Genomic DNA, 16,940 nt, shown 5'->3' on the forward strand with positions numbered 1-16,940 from the left:
ATGAAAAATCAACATATTACCGCCATGGCGGCAATGGCACTCGGCCTGTCTACAGCTTTTGTATCGGGCGCGTCGGCTGAAACCAAGACGCTCTATATTGGCATGAATGGCGGCAACATGGAGCGCGCCTATACCGAGCACGTTCTGCCGGAATTTGAAAAAGCCAACAACGTCAAGGTCGTCGTGGTACCGGGCACTTCGGCTGATATTCTGGCCAAGGCAACCGCGCAGAAAGACAAGCCACAGATGCATGTCATGCTGCTCGATGACGGCGTCATGGTGCGTGCGATCAATGGCGGTCTTTGCCAGAAAATTTCTGATGATCCGGTTCTTGCCGACATTCAGCCAGCTGCACGTCTGAAGGACGATATGGCAATCGGCGTTGATATGGGCATGACCGGCATTGCCTATAACAAAAAGCTGTTCGACGAAAAGGGCTGGGCAGCTCCAACATCGTGGATGGATTTCGCCGACGAAAAATATGCGAATGCCGTTGTGTTCCAGTCGGCTTCCGCCTCGACTTTCGGTCTCCATGCATTCCTGATGTTCAACCGCATTCAGGGTGGTGACGACAAGAACCTCGAACCAGGTTTTGAAAAGTTCCCGGACACCATCGGCAAGAACGTTCTGGAATTCATCCCGTCATCGGCCAAGATTTCGGAAATGGTTCAGACCGGCGAAGCAGCGATCTTCCCGCTGACCCCAACCGGTGTAAACAACCTGAAGGACAAGGGCATTCCGGTTGAATATGCACAGCCAAAGGAAGGTTCCGTCATTCTCGCAGTGACCGAATGCGTTCTTGCAGGCAACAGCGAACCTGAACTGAGCCAGAAGCTCGCCCATTACCTGCTTTCCGCTGATGCGCAGAGCAAGGCGCTTGATCATGGCAATGTCATTCCATCGAACCTGAAGGCAAAAGCCGGTTCGCCAGATGCACAGGCCAAGCTCGACGCATTTAATGGCTACATGAAGACAGCCAACACGCTTGATTGGGATGCTGTCAACGAAGGCCGTCAGCAACTCAACAGCCGCTGGAACCGCACAATCGAAAAGTAAGATTGTTTTCTGATTGAAAGAAAAGCCGCAGAGTGATCTGCGGCTTTTTTTTTTTTTTTTATGCTGTGGCTTTTGCCTTTTGCGTTCGAGCAGATTGCCAGACCAACGGCACAAGAATGAGAGCGACTGCCGGGAAGATCAGCCAGTTGATGGTCTCCCAACCAGATGAATGCAGCAGCGATCCGGCGAAGAAGGATGCGCAGGCAACCGTTCCGAAGACGAAGAAGTCGTTCGCGCCCTGTGCTTTGCCGCGTTCTTCCGGCGTGTGACAATCGGCAACCATCGCGGTTGCGCCGATGAAGCCAAAATTCCACCCGATGCCGAGCAGGATCAGCGAGACCCAGAAATGGGTGAGATCAAGGCCCGAGAGCGCAACGATTGCCGACAAGCCAATAATCAGCAAGCCCATAGCGGTCACGCGTTCCTTGCCGAAACGGGTGATCAACATGCCGGTGAAAAAGCTTGGCGCAAACATTGCCAGCACATGCCACTGGATACCCAGTGCTGCATGATCGACCGAATGGCCGTGACCAACCATGGCGATAGGGGCGGCTGTCATCACAAATGTCATCAGACCGTAGGAGACAACACCAGCAGCCAAAGCCAGCATGTAGCGCCGGTTCAGCAAAATTTCTTTGAGCGGGCGGCCATTATCGGCAGCATTGCTGGATTTCGCAGCCTTTGGTGACCGGAACAACATAAGGACGGGAATTGCCAGCAGGGCAAGGACTGCCTGGCTCAGGAAGCTGCCCGCATAGGGCGTTGCCGGCAATGCGTCTCGTGTCCAGATAACAAGCTGCGGTCCTATGATTGCGGCGATCAGGCCACCAACCATGACCCATGAAATAGCGCGTGCTTTAAGAGCGCCTGTTGCGGCATCGGTTGCGGCAAAACGATAGCTCTGCACATAAGCGGCATAAAAGCCGGCAATGAATGTACCAAAACAGAAGATGACGAAAGACGCCGAAAAAATGCCAAGGGCCGCAATGAGGCCTGCAGCCATGCCGAAACATGCGCCCAGCAGATAGCCGTTGCGACGACCAAAGGACCGCATGACAAAGGCTGCAGGCAGGGTGCCTGCTGCAAGACCAAGATTGAACAGGCTGACCGGCAGCGTAACCAGCGCCGGATCGGAAGAAAGCTGCTGGCCGACCAGACCGCCCAGCGAAATGATAATCGGCGGGCTTGCTGCACCCAGCGCCTGCGCGGCAGTCAGCACAAAGATATTGCGTCTGGCGATAGTCTGGTCGGTCATGTCGTGTACTTCTTCATCGTCGCTTATGCAGTTGCCTTCAGTACCCAGCTAATCAACCACTGGTATCTGAAAATGTTTGCAGATCACCGCCATCACCTGCTGCGCTATATCGCTTTCCACACGATACCAGATCGTCTGCCCGTCACGGCGTCCGGCAATAATGCCCTCGCGTCGTAACAAAGCCAGATGTTGTGAAACCGTGGAATCCCGCAAGCCGATCAGCTCGGCAAGCTGTCCCACAGACTTCTCACCCCCGTGCAACCGGCAAAGGATCATGAGCCGGTGATTGTTGGCGATTGATTTGAGGAATTCACTTGCCTCGTCGGCCGCGAGGTGGGTTTTTACGCCCGGGTCGATTGGGTCAGTTTTGTTCATAACTACGTATCTACGAAACTATGAAGATATAGTCAATAATGCTCGAAGAGATGCAAATCGGGGAATTTCGTTCCGCTTCGCAGGTTCGTTCTCACCGATATTGAAAGGGCTTCTGCTCGCCACCATCATATTGTAGCCTGTGCCCATTGTGTTGGCTGGTTGGGCTTGGAGTCGTCGTGCGCATAGCTGTATTGAGTGTTGTTTTCGGTTTTCTGTTTTCGGGCGCGGCTCTTACAGAACAAGCCCATGCAGAAGACGACTGGAAGGCCATTGAAACCATAAAACCTTATGCAATTTCTGGCCGCACCGGTCCGCAGCTTTATGAATCCATCGGCGAGCGTGGCCCAAAGGCGGGAAAATCCCGCGTGATTGCACACACGACCTTTGTTCTGACCTGGGATCGCAAATTCGACAATTCCAACAATGGCTGCACGATTGTTTCGGCAAAGCCAAAACTGAAAATCACCTATACGCTGCCAAAGCCATCGCAGAAGCTTTCCTCTCCGGTGAAGGAAAACTGGGAGCGCTTTTATGATGGCATCTACAAGCATGAACTTGTGCATGGCGATACGGCCAAGGACATGACGCGCGAGATTGTCCGCACAACTATAGGGCTTTCCATTCCGAACGATCCGAAATGCCAGAAAATGCGGCGCGAGCTGATCAACCGTATCAATGCGCTGGTCGCTGTTCAGCGTCAGCAGGGCCGTGATTTCGACCGTGTTGAAATGGGATCGGGCGGCAATGTCGAACAGCTTATTTTAGCGCTCGTAAACGGCGGATAGCTCAGGCCGGTTTCCCGCGACAGGCTTTACGCAGCGCTGTCGCCATCATGTTGACGAGGGCAGGACGCACCTCGTCAGAATTGCGGGTTTTCAGATCGCAATCGGATTTAACCATAGCCGGTATCGGAAAGCTGTCTGAGGGCAAGCCACTAAAAACCAGCCAACTCACCGACATGGGGTAAATGCCACTTCATCCCATATTATATAAAGAAATATTTATGTGTTTATATAGAAATAAGCCCTCACCTATTTGTTAGTCGAAAGTACTAAGTGCATAAAACCAGGATCGGATGGCTTGTTTAAGAGAAATCGAATAAAAACAGATAATTAAGGGGTCATAGCGTAATCTTCGTGATTGCGTGCAATGTCAATTGATATGGCTCTGCGGGGGGACTCATGTTAACGGTGCGACTATTGGGCTGGTTAAACGGTCGGATATCTGAGCTAGATATCTGATTTCACTGATAAAAAAGAGTGGGGTTTAGCCGAATCCTCAACGGCGATTATTCGCATTCTCGCCTTGAGGGGGCAGGATATGTTCGTATGAGTTTCAGATATCCATGGCAGAGACTGGCTTTATTACCGCGCTTCGGTAAGCAGATTATTCTTCTGTTTAGCGACTGCATCTTGCTGTTGCTGAGTGCCTATCTCGCTTTTGTCATGCGTCTTGGTTTCGTTTTCGTCCCGACGCAAACACAGATTTTCCTGATTGCCATTGCTCCGGCTCTGGCGATACCTGTTTTCATTCGTTTTGGTCTTTATCGGGCAATTATACGATATCTGGCTGAGCGCGCTATCTGGCCGATTTTTCAGGCAACAGCCATTGCCGCGCTCTTCTGGGTGGCGCTGGTGTTCCTTATGGAATCTTATGGCGGCGCTGGTCTGCCGCGTTCAGTCCCGCTTCTTTATTGGCTACTGAGCACGGTTCTCATTTCTGCCAGCCGTTTTGGCGCCAAATGGCTGTTGCGCAGCGCTGAAACCAATAAGTCCTATTCAAGCACAGCTTTAATCATCGGCGTGGGTGAACCTGGGCGGCAGCTGGCAACCGCACTTAGAAGCCATAGCGACACGCATGTCATTGGCTTCGTCGATCCTACCGGCAATCTCAGCGGCATGGATATCATTGGCCTTCGTGTTTACGACATTGCGGCAATACCACGTTTAATCGAGAATTTCGGCGTTCGTCAGGTCGTCATATCCGAACCGGAAATCGATCAAAAGCAACGCCAGGAACTGGCGCGTCTGCTCGGTCGCCTTCCGGTAAGCACCCGTATCCTGCCGCCTATTGCTGATCTGACAGCAGGCAAATATCTGGTCAGTGCGCTGCGCAATGTCGAAATCGACGATCTGCTCGGTCGTTCGCCTGTGCCGCCTGATGTCGATCTTCTGCGTGAGGTTGTTGACGGCCGACGCATTATGGTGACAGGTGCAGGTGGCTCGATCGGCAGCCAGCTGTGCCGCACGATTGCACAATGGAATCCCAGCTGCATTGTGTTGTTTGAATCGAGCGAATTTGCGCTTTATCAGATTGAGCGACAGTTACGGCAGATCGCACAATGCGATGTCATTCCGGTGCTCGGCACGGTCGCAAATCAGCAATGTGTTGAAAAAGCTATCCGCATTCATGCCGTTGATACGGTCTATCATTGTGCGGCCTATAAGCATGTTCCGCTGGTCGAGCAGAACCCGCTTGTCGGCATCTATAACAATGTGTTTGGCACGTTGAATGTTGCCGCAGCAGCTTTTGAGACAGATGTTGAGCGCATGGTGCTGATATCGTCTGACAAGGCTGTGCGCCCAACGAATGTCATGGGCGCGACCAAGCGCTGGGCCGAGCTGGTGGTCTATTATTACGGGACGCTTGCTGAAAAGGCCGGGCGCAATAAGACATTCTATTCAGTACGCTTCGGCAATGTTTTGGGCTCCAATGGTTCGGTTGTGCCGCTTTTTCGCGAACAGATCGCTAATGGCGGACCTGTAACGCTCACGCATGAAGATATGACCCGCTATTTCATGTCGATTAAAGAGGCTGCGGAACTGATTGTGCAGTCCGGAGCGATTGCTAAATCCGGCGATACAGTTCTTCTTGAGATGGGTGATCCGGTCAAGGTTCGCGATCTGGCAGAAAATATGATCCTGCTCGCTGGCCTTACTGTGCGTAACGCCGATAATCCTGATGGTGATATTGCGATCGAGGTCACAGGCATTCGTGAAGGCGAGAAGATGTATGAAGAGCTCTTCTACGATCCTTCGCAGGCTCAAACCACGCGTCATCCAAAGATCATGCGTGCGCCAAAGGGCCAGAAAGTTGCCGTGGACGTTCCGAAAAGTCTGGATGCTTTGAGGGCTTCGATGGAGACCGAAGATGTGGCCGCGATTCGCAAAGTGCTTTTTGAAGTTATAACTTTCTGAACCGGCCGCGGAAATCAAGCAGCAGCAATAGAACGGCGACTACAGCGACGAGCAGAAATATGATCTGCGAAAGCGCATGGTCAAAAACCATGATTGCGGCCGCACAGCCTATCAGGATGACATTGAGCATTGCGACGTGGCTCACCACTTTAAGCACGCTCCAGCCTGCCCGCTTGGCGACCTGATAGGCGTGCTTTGAATGCGCCTTCAAAATGTTCTCGCCCGCCAGGCCTCGCAAAATGATCGTCGTCCCAGCATCCAGCACGTAATAGAGCGGCGGGATGAGCGCGACAATGATATGTGTTTCGCGTGCCAATAATAACAGCACCGTGCCAGCGATGAGGCCGAGTGGAAAGCTACCGGAATCGCCCAGAAAAATACTTGCTGGTGGGCGATTGAAGACGGCGAAGCCCAGAAGACCACCAGCCGCTATCGCAGCAATTGAGCCGCTTTCCATGCCTGAGAGCCGGAAAGCTGTCAGCAGCGCGATTCCCGCGAGAGGCACACCGATGCCTGCAACAGTCATCCAATCGAGACCGTCCATGAAGTTTGTGACATTGATGGCGGCTACAAGCGTGATGACGATCAGCATCATTTCCAGCCAATGCGGCAGCAGATCAGGAAGCAGTCGGAAGTCTGCACCCAGACCATAAGCGACGAGGCAGGCGGCAACGAACTGTGAGCCAAACCGCGTTGAAACGGAAAGATCGAAACGGTCGTCTAGCCCGCCGATGATCCAGAGCAACAAGCACGCTCCAGACAGACACAGAACGAGATCGATGGTCAGTCCCAGATCGGTGCCAAACATCAAAAGCGAGATCAGGATGGCCGGGATGAGAGCAAGGCCACCGATCTGCCGTGCAGCCACGCTGTGGTTTGAACGCGCATTAAAGCCTGCTGCGAGAAAACCCGCAGGCAACAGTTTCGATAGAAGATAGAGGCCCACGCCGCAAAGAACGGCGCTTGAAAGGAAGGAAACGAGCAGCAGGATCATTGCGACAACCGATCAATGTGGAATTCTCCAATCCGATTACCAGCTTTCAGGGCTTGCGCAAATCCCGCCCGTGCCCGAATTCGGCAAACGCGCCGGCATTTATCCCCAGCCCTTATGCAGCATGTTGTAAAGCCTGACAGAATCCGTCAATAGACGATTGCACTTGGCGCAGGGAGCGGCTATAAGCCCGCGCAATCGATCTCTTTGATCCGATTTGTTGGGGCGTAGCCAAGCGGTAAGGCACCGGTTTTTGGTACCGGCATTCCCTGGTTCGAATCCAGGCGCCCCAGCCAAGAATAATAAATAAAACCATTTGTTACTGAGCTATCTATTGTATACCTAAATGGCGCCGCCGGTTGGTATAGACGTATCAGCGCCCGGTCTTCCACAAACTGTTTCGGAAGCTCAGCTTTTTTGATGTCATCGAGAGTACGTTGAACTCCACTCCCGAGGATGCCATACATTGGTCTAGCTTTTTGATGGCACACCCAGCACCGAACTCTTTCATACCACCATTTCTCGGATCTGGACCGCATTCGTCCTGTTGCCGGATCGTTCCATGACGCTAAAGCTCGTGTGGCCACACTGGTACGTTCGCTTCACGCCGACGTCGGTGGTCCAGATAAATCAAGCGGAATGTTGGTTCGCTGCGCTGAGGCGAAAACAATTGCAGCGCAGGCTACACCTCTTTTGTGGCGATGGAGTTCCACGGAGAGGATGATACGATCCATCTCTTCGATGGCGACCTCCGTCGTCGTTGGAGGTCTCTGTCCTTCCTTTGGAACCAACCACGTTCCATCGGTTTGGGATCTTACGACCAGATGTTAGACAGGGACGGACTAAGACACACTATCAGTAGCAATTTGTGCGCTGGCAGTTTAACGATACGATATGGATGTTTGGATGTTGGACGTCTTATGAAGCGCAAAAACCTGTTGAGCCGCGACGCAGTAGCGTGTTACCCCTTCCTGAACAACGTTTTTACAAGTCTAGCCGTAATCTCAAAAAGGCCATTGCCAAATAATCCAAAGCATGTGAGGTAGTTTCACTCAATATAGACGCTCGCCATCTGGTTAAGTACGGGGTTGAACCTCAATTTGCTCCAGGGCAAGCAGTTACACCTATTGATGAAATTTACGCATAACCCTCGTTGTCTCCTGTTGCACTGAGCCGAGCCACCCCACGTCGCTGCATAACGGTTCCGCCCGTGACCTCGGCTATTACCGCCCTTGCCGCTCTGATAATCAACGAGCATAAGAATCGAAATTGTCCGGGACACGGCTTTCGAGATGCAAGGACAAGATCGAAATCATTTATCGAGCTCTTAGCTGAAAGTGAAGATGTGCGCCCAATGTCGACATCTAGCACTTCATCGCAACGGCGGTCTCGGTAAGACAATGACCGAGGGTTAAATCCCTCTTCAATGAGTGGTGCTGTAATCATACCGACACAAATATCTAAGTGCGGGATCAATAGTATTGTAATTTGTCTATGATCTCATGTAGCACTCCGGATAACGCTTGATCAGGTGGCAGGTCAATGCGATATCGGCTGGAATTAGAGGCGCGTAGGTGTAACGAGTTGTTTCACTTGCTGCGATTGAGGTGAGGTTATGTGAGATGTCTATATCCTGGCGTGCAGAAGCTCTGTTTAGTTTTTTTTCCCGGCGATTAACTTGGTTGCGAAACGGAATTGTCGCATGGGCGACACTCAAATCCGGTTCAAGGCCGACGCGCGCTGGGCGCAAGCTACTCGCTCACGCAATACTATGGATCCGACTCAGGCCAAGAATAGCCAATTATGTGACAAAGGTTATTCAAAAATACCCGCGTGTTGAGCGCAGGCTGCGCGCGATACAAACAGCTTATTATGAAGATGCTAGAGAAGTGAGTTTTCGTGCGGCACGATCGATAAATCATCGTGTATCGTTATCACCACGAGGGCGTGTCATCCTAGATGATATAAAGAATAGTAAGAGATGAGTTACTGAAATGAGAATTCTATTTGATTTGCAGGCGTTGCAGACTGAAAGTAGGTTTCGCGGAATTGGTCGTTATGCAAAATCGCTGATCGATAGCTTGGTTCGGACATCTGGTAATCATCAGATGATTTTTGTTATCAGTGACCTTTTTCCTGAGACGGTCGAACCGTTGAAAGCATATTTTGAAGAGCTGGATGCCGGTGAACTCGTACTGTTTAGTGGGGTAGCTGGTGTCCGTGCTATGGAAATAGAGACTGTTCCAAATAGACTTGTACAAGAGAGAATTTACTCAACTTTTATTGCTGACCTCAAGCCCGATGTCTTATTGATACTTAGCCCTTTTGAAGGTTACGTCGACGATGCGATCCGACCCGTTAATTTGGAAGGTTTTTTGGTTGGTGGGCTTATTCATGATCTTATACCGCTTGTACAGAAAAATATTTATCTTGATCCAAACCCGCGTTACAGTAATTTTTATATGGATACGCTATTAGGCGTTAAAAATTTTGACTTCTTTCTTACAAATTCAGACAATACGAAACAGGAATTACTTCAGCATTGCCATTTGAATCCAGATGTTGTGATTAATATTGACGGGGCTCCGGAACCGTTTTTCGAATTTGATGATGATAAAGACGAGATTCATGAAATAATAGATGGTAAGTATATTCTTTATTCCGGAGGCGGAGATCCGAGAAAAAATTTACCCAGATTGATTAGTGCTTACTCTAAGCTGCCAATTGATGTGCAGAGAGAATATAAAATTGTGTTTGCTGGACGTTTATCACCGGGCGAGCAACATGTACTAGTTGAGCAATGTTCAAGGAACGGTCTTTCTGAAGAGCAAGCTATATTTACTGGGTATGTTTCTGATCGGGCGTTAAGGCAATTGTACTCACATTGTAGCTTGTTTATATTCCCCTCTTATCACGAGGGGCTTGGGTTGCCAGTACTCGAAGCAATGAAATGCGGTGCCCCAGTAATCGTGGCTAACGCTGCTGCTTTGCCTGCTTTGGTGGATTTCGACGGGGCTCTATTCGATCCCTTCGATGTTCTTTCGATATGTGACAAAATTAAGGAGGCTCTGACGAATGAGGAGCTTCGGCGCGCACTTATCGAAAATGCCATCACTCGTTGTTCCATTTACACTTGGGAACGTTCCGCTGGGCTGGCCTTAGGGGCACTAAACAGTTTGACCGATGTCAAAGATGTAAATTTCGAAGAATATAGTATTTTGCGTGATAATCGGTACGCAGCTCTAATCGAATTCATAGGTCAAAAAATTGCAGATGACCCAGATCTCGAAAAGAGTCATCTTCTGCAATGGTCGCAACAAATTGCGAATAATCAAACAACAGCGCGTCGGGTAGTGAGATCCTCATGGCCGATAGCTGAATCGTCTAACTGGCGATTAGAGGGGCCTTTTGACAGCACATATAGTTTAGCTCTTGTCAACCGCGAGATTGCTCGGGCGTTAGAAGTCAACGGCAATCGCGTTTCTCTGCATTCGACTGAGGGCCTTGGTGACTTTGAACCAAACGCGCAATTTTTAAGGAAGCACCCGGACTTAAAGCAGCTCTACGACCGAAGCAAGACATACAATGTTTTTGCGAATGACGTTCAGAGCAGAAACATTTACCCGCCGCGTGTATCTGATATGCGTGGTAAAATTAATATGTTACATAATTATGCTTGGGAGGAGAGTGGATTTCCTTCACAATGGGTAGATCAGTTCAATGACTATCTCGACGGTATCGCATGTGTATCCAACCATGTACGAAGCCTCCTCATAAGCAATGGTGTAGCTCTACCACTTTCAGTTACTGGTAATGGCGTCGACCATTGGGAGAAAGTCGTTTCCGATAAAGAGATATCATTCGAAGGTAGGGAATTCAAATTCTTACATGTTTCATCGTGCTTCCCTCGCAAGGGCATAGATCTATTATTGGAGGCCTTCGGCTTTGCTTTCTCTATTAAAGATAATGTATCTTTAATAATAAAGACCTTTCCAAATCCTCACAATGATGTGCGAGCACAATTGAATCGGCATAGATCACGGAATCCGCTTTATCCGCATGTGATAATTTTAGAGGAAGATTTGCAAGAGTCTCAGTTAAAGGCACTCTATGAAGCTTGTGATGTCTTGGTTTGTCCGAGTTTCGCTGAGGGCTTCGGTTTGCCGTTGGCAGAGGCGATGCTTTCGGGTGTACCTGTCATCACAACTGCGTGGGGCGGACAAATGGATTTTTGTTCAACAGAAACCGCATGGCTCTTGGACTATGATTTCAAACTCGCCAAATCGCATATCGATCTGCCGGATTCCGTATGGGCTGTGCCAAAAACGTGCGCGATTGTCAATGCAATGAAAGAGGCATACGCTAGTTCGGCTGAGGAGCGCTCATTGAAAGCTGAGCTGGGAAAGGCGCTCCTCCTAAAACGGTTCCGGTGGCAGCACGTCGCACACAGGCTGAGTCAGTCAATCAAGGACTTAGGCCTAGCGCAAAAGAAAAATGAACCCCGAGTAGGTTGGGTCACTACCTGGGATACGAAATGTGGCATAGCAACGTATTCAGAACACCTTTTGGAATATTGGCCAGGACAGGTATCGATATTCGCTAGAAAGGATGGCCAACGCATCCGCAACGATGGTCGCGATGTGCAATTCACTTGGCGTGATGATAATCAAGATAATCTTGGCGAAACCCAGACATCGATAGATGACCATAATATAGATGTAATAGTAATTCAGTTTAACTACGGTTTTTTCAACTTCAAGAGCTTTTCGAATTTCATAGAACGGAATCATTTTTTGGGTCGAAAGATAATTGTCGTCCTCCATTCGACGACTGACCCGGTCCAAACACCAGAAAAAAAGCTTGAGAACCTCGTTCCAGCGCTGAAACTTTGTGATCGTTTGCTTGTACACGGGTGTAGCGATCTTAATCGACTAAAGACATACGGTTTGGTCGAGAATGTCGCAATTTTTCCTCATGGTATCTTAGATTTTGAAGGGTCGGCAAATTCTGCTTATAATCGAACTGATAAAGACGCATTTACGGTGGCGACTTACGGTTTTTTTCTACCACATAAAGGACTAATCGAAACTATTCAGGCATTTGATTTATTGAGAGAGAAAGGGGCTAACGTCAAACTCAATATGTTGAATGCTCAGTTCCCCGCTCCTATTTCAGCTTCTTTAATCCGGGAAGCTCAATCTATGATACGGGGTAAGTTGGACGATGTCGTATCTCTAACAACTGATTTTTTATCAGACCGCGAAAGTTTGGAACAATTATCTGCAGCCGATCTGATTTTGTACCCTTATCAGAACACTGCGGAGTCGGCGAGTGGTGCAGTTCGGTATGGGTTAGCAGTAAATAAACCTGTAGCGGTCTCGCCAGCACCAATATTTGATGATGTGAATGATGTTGTTTTCCAACTTCCAGGAACAAATCCGGAAGCAATAGCGAATGGTGTCATTGCGTTGCGGGAAAGTATTCGAACTGGAGACGATTTATTTCTTAAAAAATCTGCATGCGCGTCACGTTGGTGTGATTCCCATCGATATTCGTATGTATCGAAAAGATTGTACAATATCGTGCGTGGTCTCTGGATCAATGGCTGAGATTTATTGTTTGGGGTCGATAAGTGAAAATTGGCGTCGATGGTCGAAACTTAATTCATAACTTGAGCGGTATAGGTAGATACGTTTGGCAGATGTGTAGAGCTCTGTCGGAAAGGGGGCACTCGATAACTATCTACATGCCAGCCCCCCCTAACCATTCGATACAAGAAGCTCAAGGCATCCAAATCAAGGTGTCAAAGGCAAATGGAGCTTTTAGACGCACACTCTGGAGTGCCACGAGACTCGCTAGGATGGCCAATCTGGATGAATTAGATCTCTTTTGGGGACCCGCACATCGACTGCCGAGCGGACTTCATAAGAATACAGCTCGCGTTGTCACCGTACACGATATGGTTTGGCGCCGAGCAAGTGAGACTATGCATTGGCAAACTTGGCTTGGCGAACTACTTTTTATGAACACTGCTATAAAGAACGCAGACTCAATAGTTACCGTATCGGACGCAACACTGAAGGATGTAAGTTATTACTATCCCGCGACGTCCGGTAAGCTTCACTTAGTTTATCCTGGTATCACGAATCTCGGTCTAATTAGAGATACTGACATGGAAAGATTCGGGATAGATAGACCATTTGCTCTATTCGTCGGAACATTAGAGCCGAGGAAAAACCTTAACCGTTTATTGGAAGCATATAGCTTACTCGGAAGTAATCTGAGAAAGGATATTTTGTTGGTCCTTGCTGGTGGGCAGGGTTGGGGGATGGGGCGACTATCTGATATAGTGCAAAAATATAATGTTCAGGACACAGTAAGGATAACAGGTTACGTTAGCGACAGAGAATTATCGCAACTATACTGTGAAGCACGGTTTTTAATAATGCCGTCACTGTACGAAGGTTTCGGTTTGCCAATAATTGAAGCTCAGCAGTACGGCACACCTGTTATATCGTCAATTCTATCGTCTATGCCTGAGGTAACAGGCGCTGGGGGAATTCTCGTTAATCCCCTAAATACAAAGGAAATAGCGCTGGCAATCCACCAGCTGTCGACAGACAGGGCTTTGCATGCGGAGTTGAGCGCCAGAGCGAAACTGAACTCCCTGAGGTTTTCGTGGAAGGAAGCAGCTGTTAAGGTAGAAAAAATATTTGAAGAAAGTATAGTTAAAAGGCGAAAAGAGGGATACTAGAGCGTTCCCTGACTGATTGAATCAGATGGCTTTGGAAAGCGGTCAATTTTGATTCAAGCTATCTGCCGATGGAGGGCGGAAGATATGTCGCGAGCCCTTTCAATTGATCTTCGTATACGTGTAGGTGCCGCCGTTGACGGCGCCGCATCGCATCGAGAGGCTGCTGAATTTTTCGGCGCGTACGCGCCGGTATCCGTAACGTCGTGGTAATCCCCCCGTTTTTAACGTGGCTCGTCAGTAGAATTCACGTGAGCGATGGGGTGGACGCTCCCACTCAACGGCATCTTTGTGCCAAGATGGTTGCGTTGGAACCATTCGTAGGGAGAGCGACCATGGAAAAAATTAGCATAATCGGCCTGGATTTGGCCAAGAGCATAATTCAAGTTCACGGTGCCAGTGCTGATGGGGCCGTTCTGTTTCGTCGAAAAATTTCAAGCAAGAAGTTGCTTGCCTTTCTCTCGGATGTTGATCCTTGCATCGTGGCTATGGAAGCATGTGCCGGAAGCCACTATTGGGGCCGCGAGATTGCCCGTCTCGGGCATCGAGTAAAGTTGATCGCACCAATCTACGTCAAGCCTTTTGTGAAACGACAGAAGAACGATGCGGCTGATGCGGAAGCCATCTGCGAAGCCGCAATGCGACCGACTATGCGTTTTGTAGCAGTCAAAAGCGAAGAAAAGCAGGCCGCGGCGACAGTGTTCAAGGTACGTGACCTTCTGGTGCGACAGAAGACCCAAATCATCAATGCTCTGCGCGGACTTATGGCAGAGTTCGGAGTTACTGTTCCACAAGGCCCTTCGCACGTCGGTATTCTGATCAGCTACGTCGAAGACGATAGCTCGAGCCTGACGGATGCGGCACGTGCGCCTTGCCTGGCACTGATTTCAACATTGCGGGCTCTCATCGATAAGGTTCGAGAGCTTGATCTGGAGATTGGTCGAAGGGCTCGGCACGATGATGTTGCCAAGCGGCTCATGAGCATTCCCGGGGTTGGTCCTGTCATCGCAACAGCGCTCGAAGCTTTAGCGCCGCCAGCTGAGACATTTACACGAGGTCGAGATTTCTCCGCGTGGATGGGTTTGACACCGCGACAGCATTCGTCAGGCGGCAAAGCCCGCCTTGGCAAGACCTCGAAGATGGGGCAGCGAGATCTTCGACGACTGTTGATCATTGGCGCATCAGCCGTTGTTCGCTGGGCGTCAAGGCGCGGCGCGGTTGAAGATTCCTGGTTGTCGCGCATGATCGGCAAAAAGCCGCCTATGCTGATTACGGTGGCACTCGCAAACCGAATGGGGCGCATTGCGTGGGCGCTTATGACAAACGGAGGTTGCTACGAGGAAAAGAGGTTGGCAGCATAGATCGGCTCTGGCGGAGAGGGTTTCTCATCTGCCATTGCGAGTGTAGGCAGGTCGAACGAAGGATATGGACAAACGGTCACGACGGGATTAGGAAAACCAGTTCTGCCGGACGGCACCTTGAGTGCGCGTGAGCGTGTTGGACCTGATCTGCGAACTCCCATATGGGCCCGCGACATGATAAGGTCGCAACGAGAGGCCGGACACACGTCAGCACCCGACCAATGTTCAAGAATGAGTGAAGATTTTGCTTGCATTCGAGGGAGCGTCCACACACGTCCGGTGAAGGATGGCAAGGATTTGCGGTTCGCTGAATCTGCTCGTCTTCATCAAAATCTCCTCAATCATATAGCCCGAGAAAATTCTACTTTTGAAGTCCGTTATTTGGCGGGGGATTACCGTAGCAATCGGGCCGTTACCCGCCCCCGGATCCGACGATACTCCCCTTTATGCCTGGCTTCATCCATGTCTACAAGCAGGCATCAACCCGATCTCCATTCATCGCGGTTCGCTCCTATGAATGAAGGAGCTTATCTCGCGGCATCATCTACAAAAGAAAAGGAGCGGTGTTCGTCGCGCTCACCTTTAACCGACTGAAAATTGAGAGATAGAACATTGCGGACACCAAACTCCCCACAGATCAAGCTTTACATCTTGTGAAGGAAATTCAACGCTAAACCTCGCGCCCCCAGCCACGTAATCCACGATTTCATCCGTAAGGAGCTGACCGAATTGTTTAGGGTTCCTTTTGAAGGTTCCAATGCCTGCAATAACGCCATACTCTCCTGGAGCCAGCAGGTTATCAAACTCGAATTCTATTACGTCCAGCGGGCTGCTGGTCCGAGACTTAAGTACCACATCGCTTGTAAGCGAGTTAAAATGAAGAAGCTGCCTACCTGAGCTATCGGTAATTCCCAACGTCAATCCACAGTCTGGAGGCAATTTCTCAAACACACGATAAAAAATCCGCACACGAAGTCGCTCCTTAAACGAGACGGTGTCAGTTTCAGCCCCTTCACGGTTTATTATTGATATATCAACGATTTGCGCTTCACCGCTTCCAGACCTTAAATCACTAACTCGCTGTTCAAAGAGACGATGACGATTGTCATTGTACTTCACCTCAGAAGAAGCAAGGGTGGCGTCAACAATAGTTGGAAGGTTCTCGTCAACTGGCTGGGGTTCGATTCCAGAATGGATCATTCTACGAAAGACGTCTGCTTGATAAGCGGCACCGACTTCAGAGGAGGATCCTTCCATACGCACAAGCCCATGGTCCATCCATAGCCCTGTAGTACAAAGTGCGCGAACTGAATCTGCTGCATGTGTCACGTAAATAAAAGAGGTTCCATCATCTAATAGAGCCTTTATTTTCTGCAAACACTTATTCTGAAAATAAGCGTCTCCGACGCTTAAGGCTTCGTCTACGATTAGTATATCCGGTTTAACATAAACAGCACAAGAAAAACCCAATCGGACAGCCATGCCACTGCTGTATGTTTTTACGGGATGCTTGACAGCCTCTCTCAACTCACTGAACGCTACAATTTTGGGTAGTGCAATCTCGATTTCCTCACGAGACATGCCGTGCAATAGACAATACTGGCGAATGTTCTCGACGCCGGTCAACTCTCCATTAAAACCCGCACCCAATTCCAATAAGGCTGAAATACGCCCAGATGTTTCAACTGTTCCAGCAGTCGGCGTAAGAACGCCAGCTAGCACCTTCAACAGAGTGCTTTTTCCGCTGCCGTTACTGCCAACTATACCTAACCTGCCGCCCTTCGGAAGAACGAATGAGACATTCCGCAACGCTGCGGTTTCGTTAGAGCGAACACGCCGCCCCCCGGACAGTAATTCCATCAACCGGTCGCGTGGGGTAGAATATGTCTTGTAGACTTTAGATACATTCTGGAAAACCACTGCGTTAGAGCTGGTCGTCATAAATTTTATCCCT

Annotated in this window: 10 protein-coding genes, 1 tRNA gene and 1 pseudogene; 8 read left to right on the forward strand and 4 right to left on the reverse strand. The window is 49.6% G+C overall.

All coding sequences use genetic code 11. The features are described 5' to 3' along the window. Complete coding sequence (locus CEV34_RS21980; RefSeq protein ID WP_064321367.1) at positions 1-1,056, forward strand: ABC transporter substrate-binding protein; 1,056 nt, start codon at positions 1-3, stop codon at positions 1,054-1,056. A gap of 58 nt (positions 1,057-1,114) precedes the next feature. Here the strand turns inward: CEV34_RS21980 and CEV34_RS21985 are convergent, their stop codons facing one another. Together CEV34_RS21985 and CEV34_RS21990 are read right to left on the reverse strand one after the other, a co-directional pair. Then, on the reverse strand, positions 1,115-2,311 hold the full coding sequence (locus tag CEV34_RS21985; protein ID WP_094544510.1) for an MFS transporter: 1,197 nt from the start codon (positions 2,309-2,311) through the stop codon (positions 1,115-1,117). A 48-nt stretch (positions 2,312-2,359) separates the two neighbouring features. Then, positions 2,360-2,686, reverse strand: a complete 327-nt coding sequence (locus CEV34_RS21990) for an ArsR/SmtB family transcription factor (protein WP_007877386.1) — start codon at positions 2,684-2,686, stop codon at positions 2,360-2,362. 176 nt (positions 2,687-2,862) lie between these two features. On the opposite strand from CEV34_RS21990, the gene CEV34_RS21995 reads away from it, so the two are divergent. Both CEV34_RS21995 and CEV34_RS22000 read left to right on the forward strand, forming a co-directional pair. Continuing rightward, positions 2,863-3,471 (forward strand): DUF922 domain-containing Zn-dependent protease, encoded by a 609-nt coding sequence (locus tag CEV34_RS21995; protein ID WP_374891550.1) that lies wholly within the window; start codon positions 2,863-2,865, stop codon positions 3,469-3,471. A 543-nt stretch (positions 3,472-4,014) separates the two neighbouring features. Beyond that, complete coding sequence (locus CEV34_RS22000; protein WP_094544512.1) at positions 4,015-5,883, forward strand: nucleoside-diphosphate sugar epimerase/dehydratase; 1,869 nt, start codon at positions 4,015-4,017, stop codon at positions 5,881-5,883. Here CEV34_RS22000 and CEV34_RS22005 read toward each other — a convergent pair. Next, positions 5,870-6,877, reverse strand: a complete 1,008-nt coding sequence (locus CEV34_RS22005; RefSeq protein ID WP_094544513.1) for an MraY family glycosyltransferase — start codon at positions 6,875-6,877, stop codon at positions 5,870-5,872. The genes CEV34_RS22000 and CEV34_RS22005 overlap by 14 nt on opposite strands. A 218-nt stretch (positions 6,878-7,095) precedes the next feature. On the opposite strand from CEV34_RS22005, the gene CEV34_RS22010 reads away from it, so the two are divergent. The 5 genes and pseudogenes from CEV34_RS22010 to CEV34_RS22030 all read left to right on the forward strand — a co-directional run bounded on the left by CEV34_RS22010 (position 7,096) and on the right by CEV34_RS22030 (position 14,986). Continuing rightward, positions 7,096-7,170, forward strand: a tRNA-Gln gene (locus CEV34_RS22010). 1,698 nt (positions 7,171-8,868) lie between these two features. Then, positions 8,869-12,483, forward strand: a complete 3,615-nt coding sequence (locus CEV34_RS22015) for a glycosyltransferase (RefSeq protein ID WP_094544514.1) — start codon at positions 8,869-8,871, stop codon at positions 12,481-12,483. A 23-nt stretch (positions 12,484-12,506) separates the two neighbouring features. Then, positions 12,507-13,628, forward strand: coding sequence for a glycosyltransferase family 4 protein (locus tag CEV34_RS22020; RefSeq protein ID WP_094544515.1), 1,122 nt, complete (start codon positions 12,507-12,509; stop codon positions 13,626-13,628). 84 nt (positions 13,629-13,712) lie between these two features. Further along, positions 13,713-13,835: pseudogene (locus CEV34_RS22025) on the forward strand (IS630 family transposase); the annotation flags it as partial. Between the two features lie 125 nt (positions 13,836-13,960). Then, positions 13,961-14,986 (forward strand): IS110 family RNA-guided transposase, encoded by a 1,026-nt coding sequence (locus tag CEV34_RS22030; RefSeq protein WP_094544516.1) that lies wholly within the window; start codon positions 13,961-13,963, stop codon positions 14,984-14,986. A gap of 582 nt (positions 14,987-15,568) precedes the next feature. On the opposite strand, the gene CEV34_RS22035 is transcribed toward CEV34_RS22030, so the two are convergent. Beyond that, complete coding sequence (locus CEV34_RS22035) at positions 15,569-16,927, reverse strand: ABC transporter ATP-binding protein (RefSeq protein WP_094544517.1); 1,359 nt, start codon at positions 16,925-16,927, stop codon at positions 15,569-15,571. Positions 16,928-16,940: the final 13 nt, after the last annotated feature.

It is taken from the genome of Brucella pseudogrignonensis, from assembly GCF_002252525.1.
Taxonomy (GTDB): domain Bacteria; phylum Pseudomonadota; class Alphaproteobacteria; order Rhizobiales; family Rhizobiaceae; genus Brucella; species Brucella pseudogrignonensis.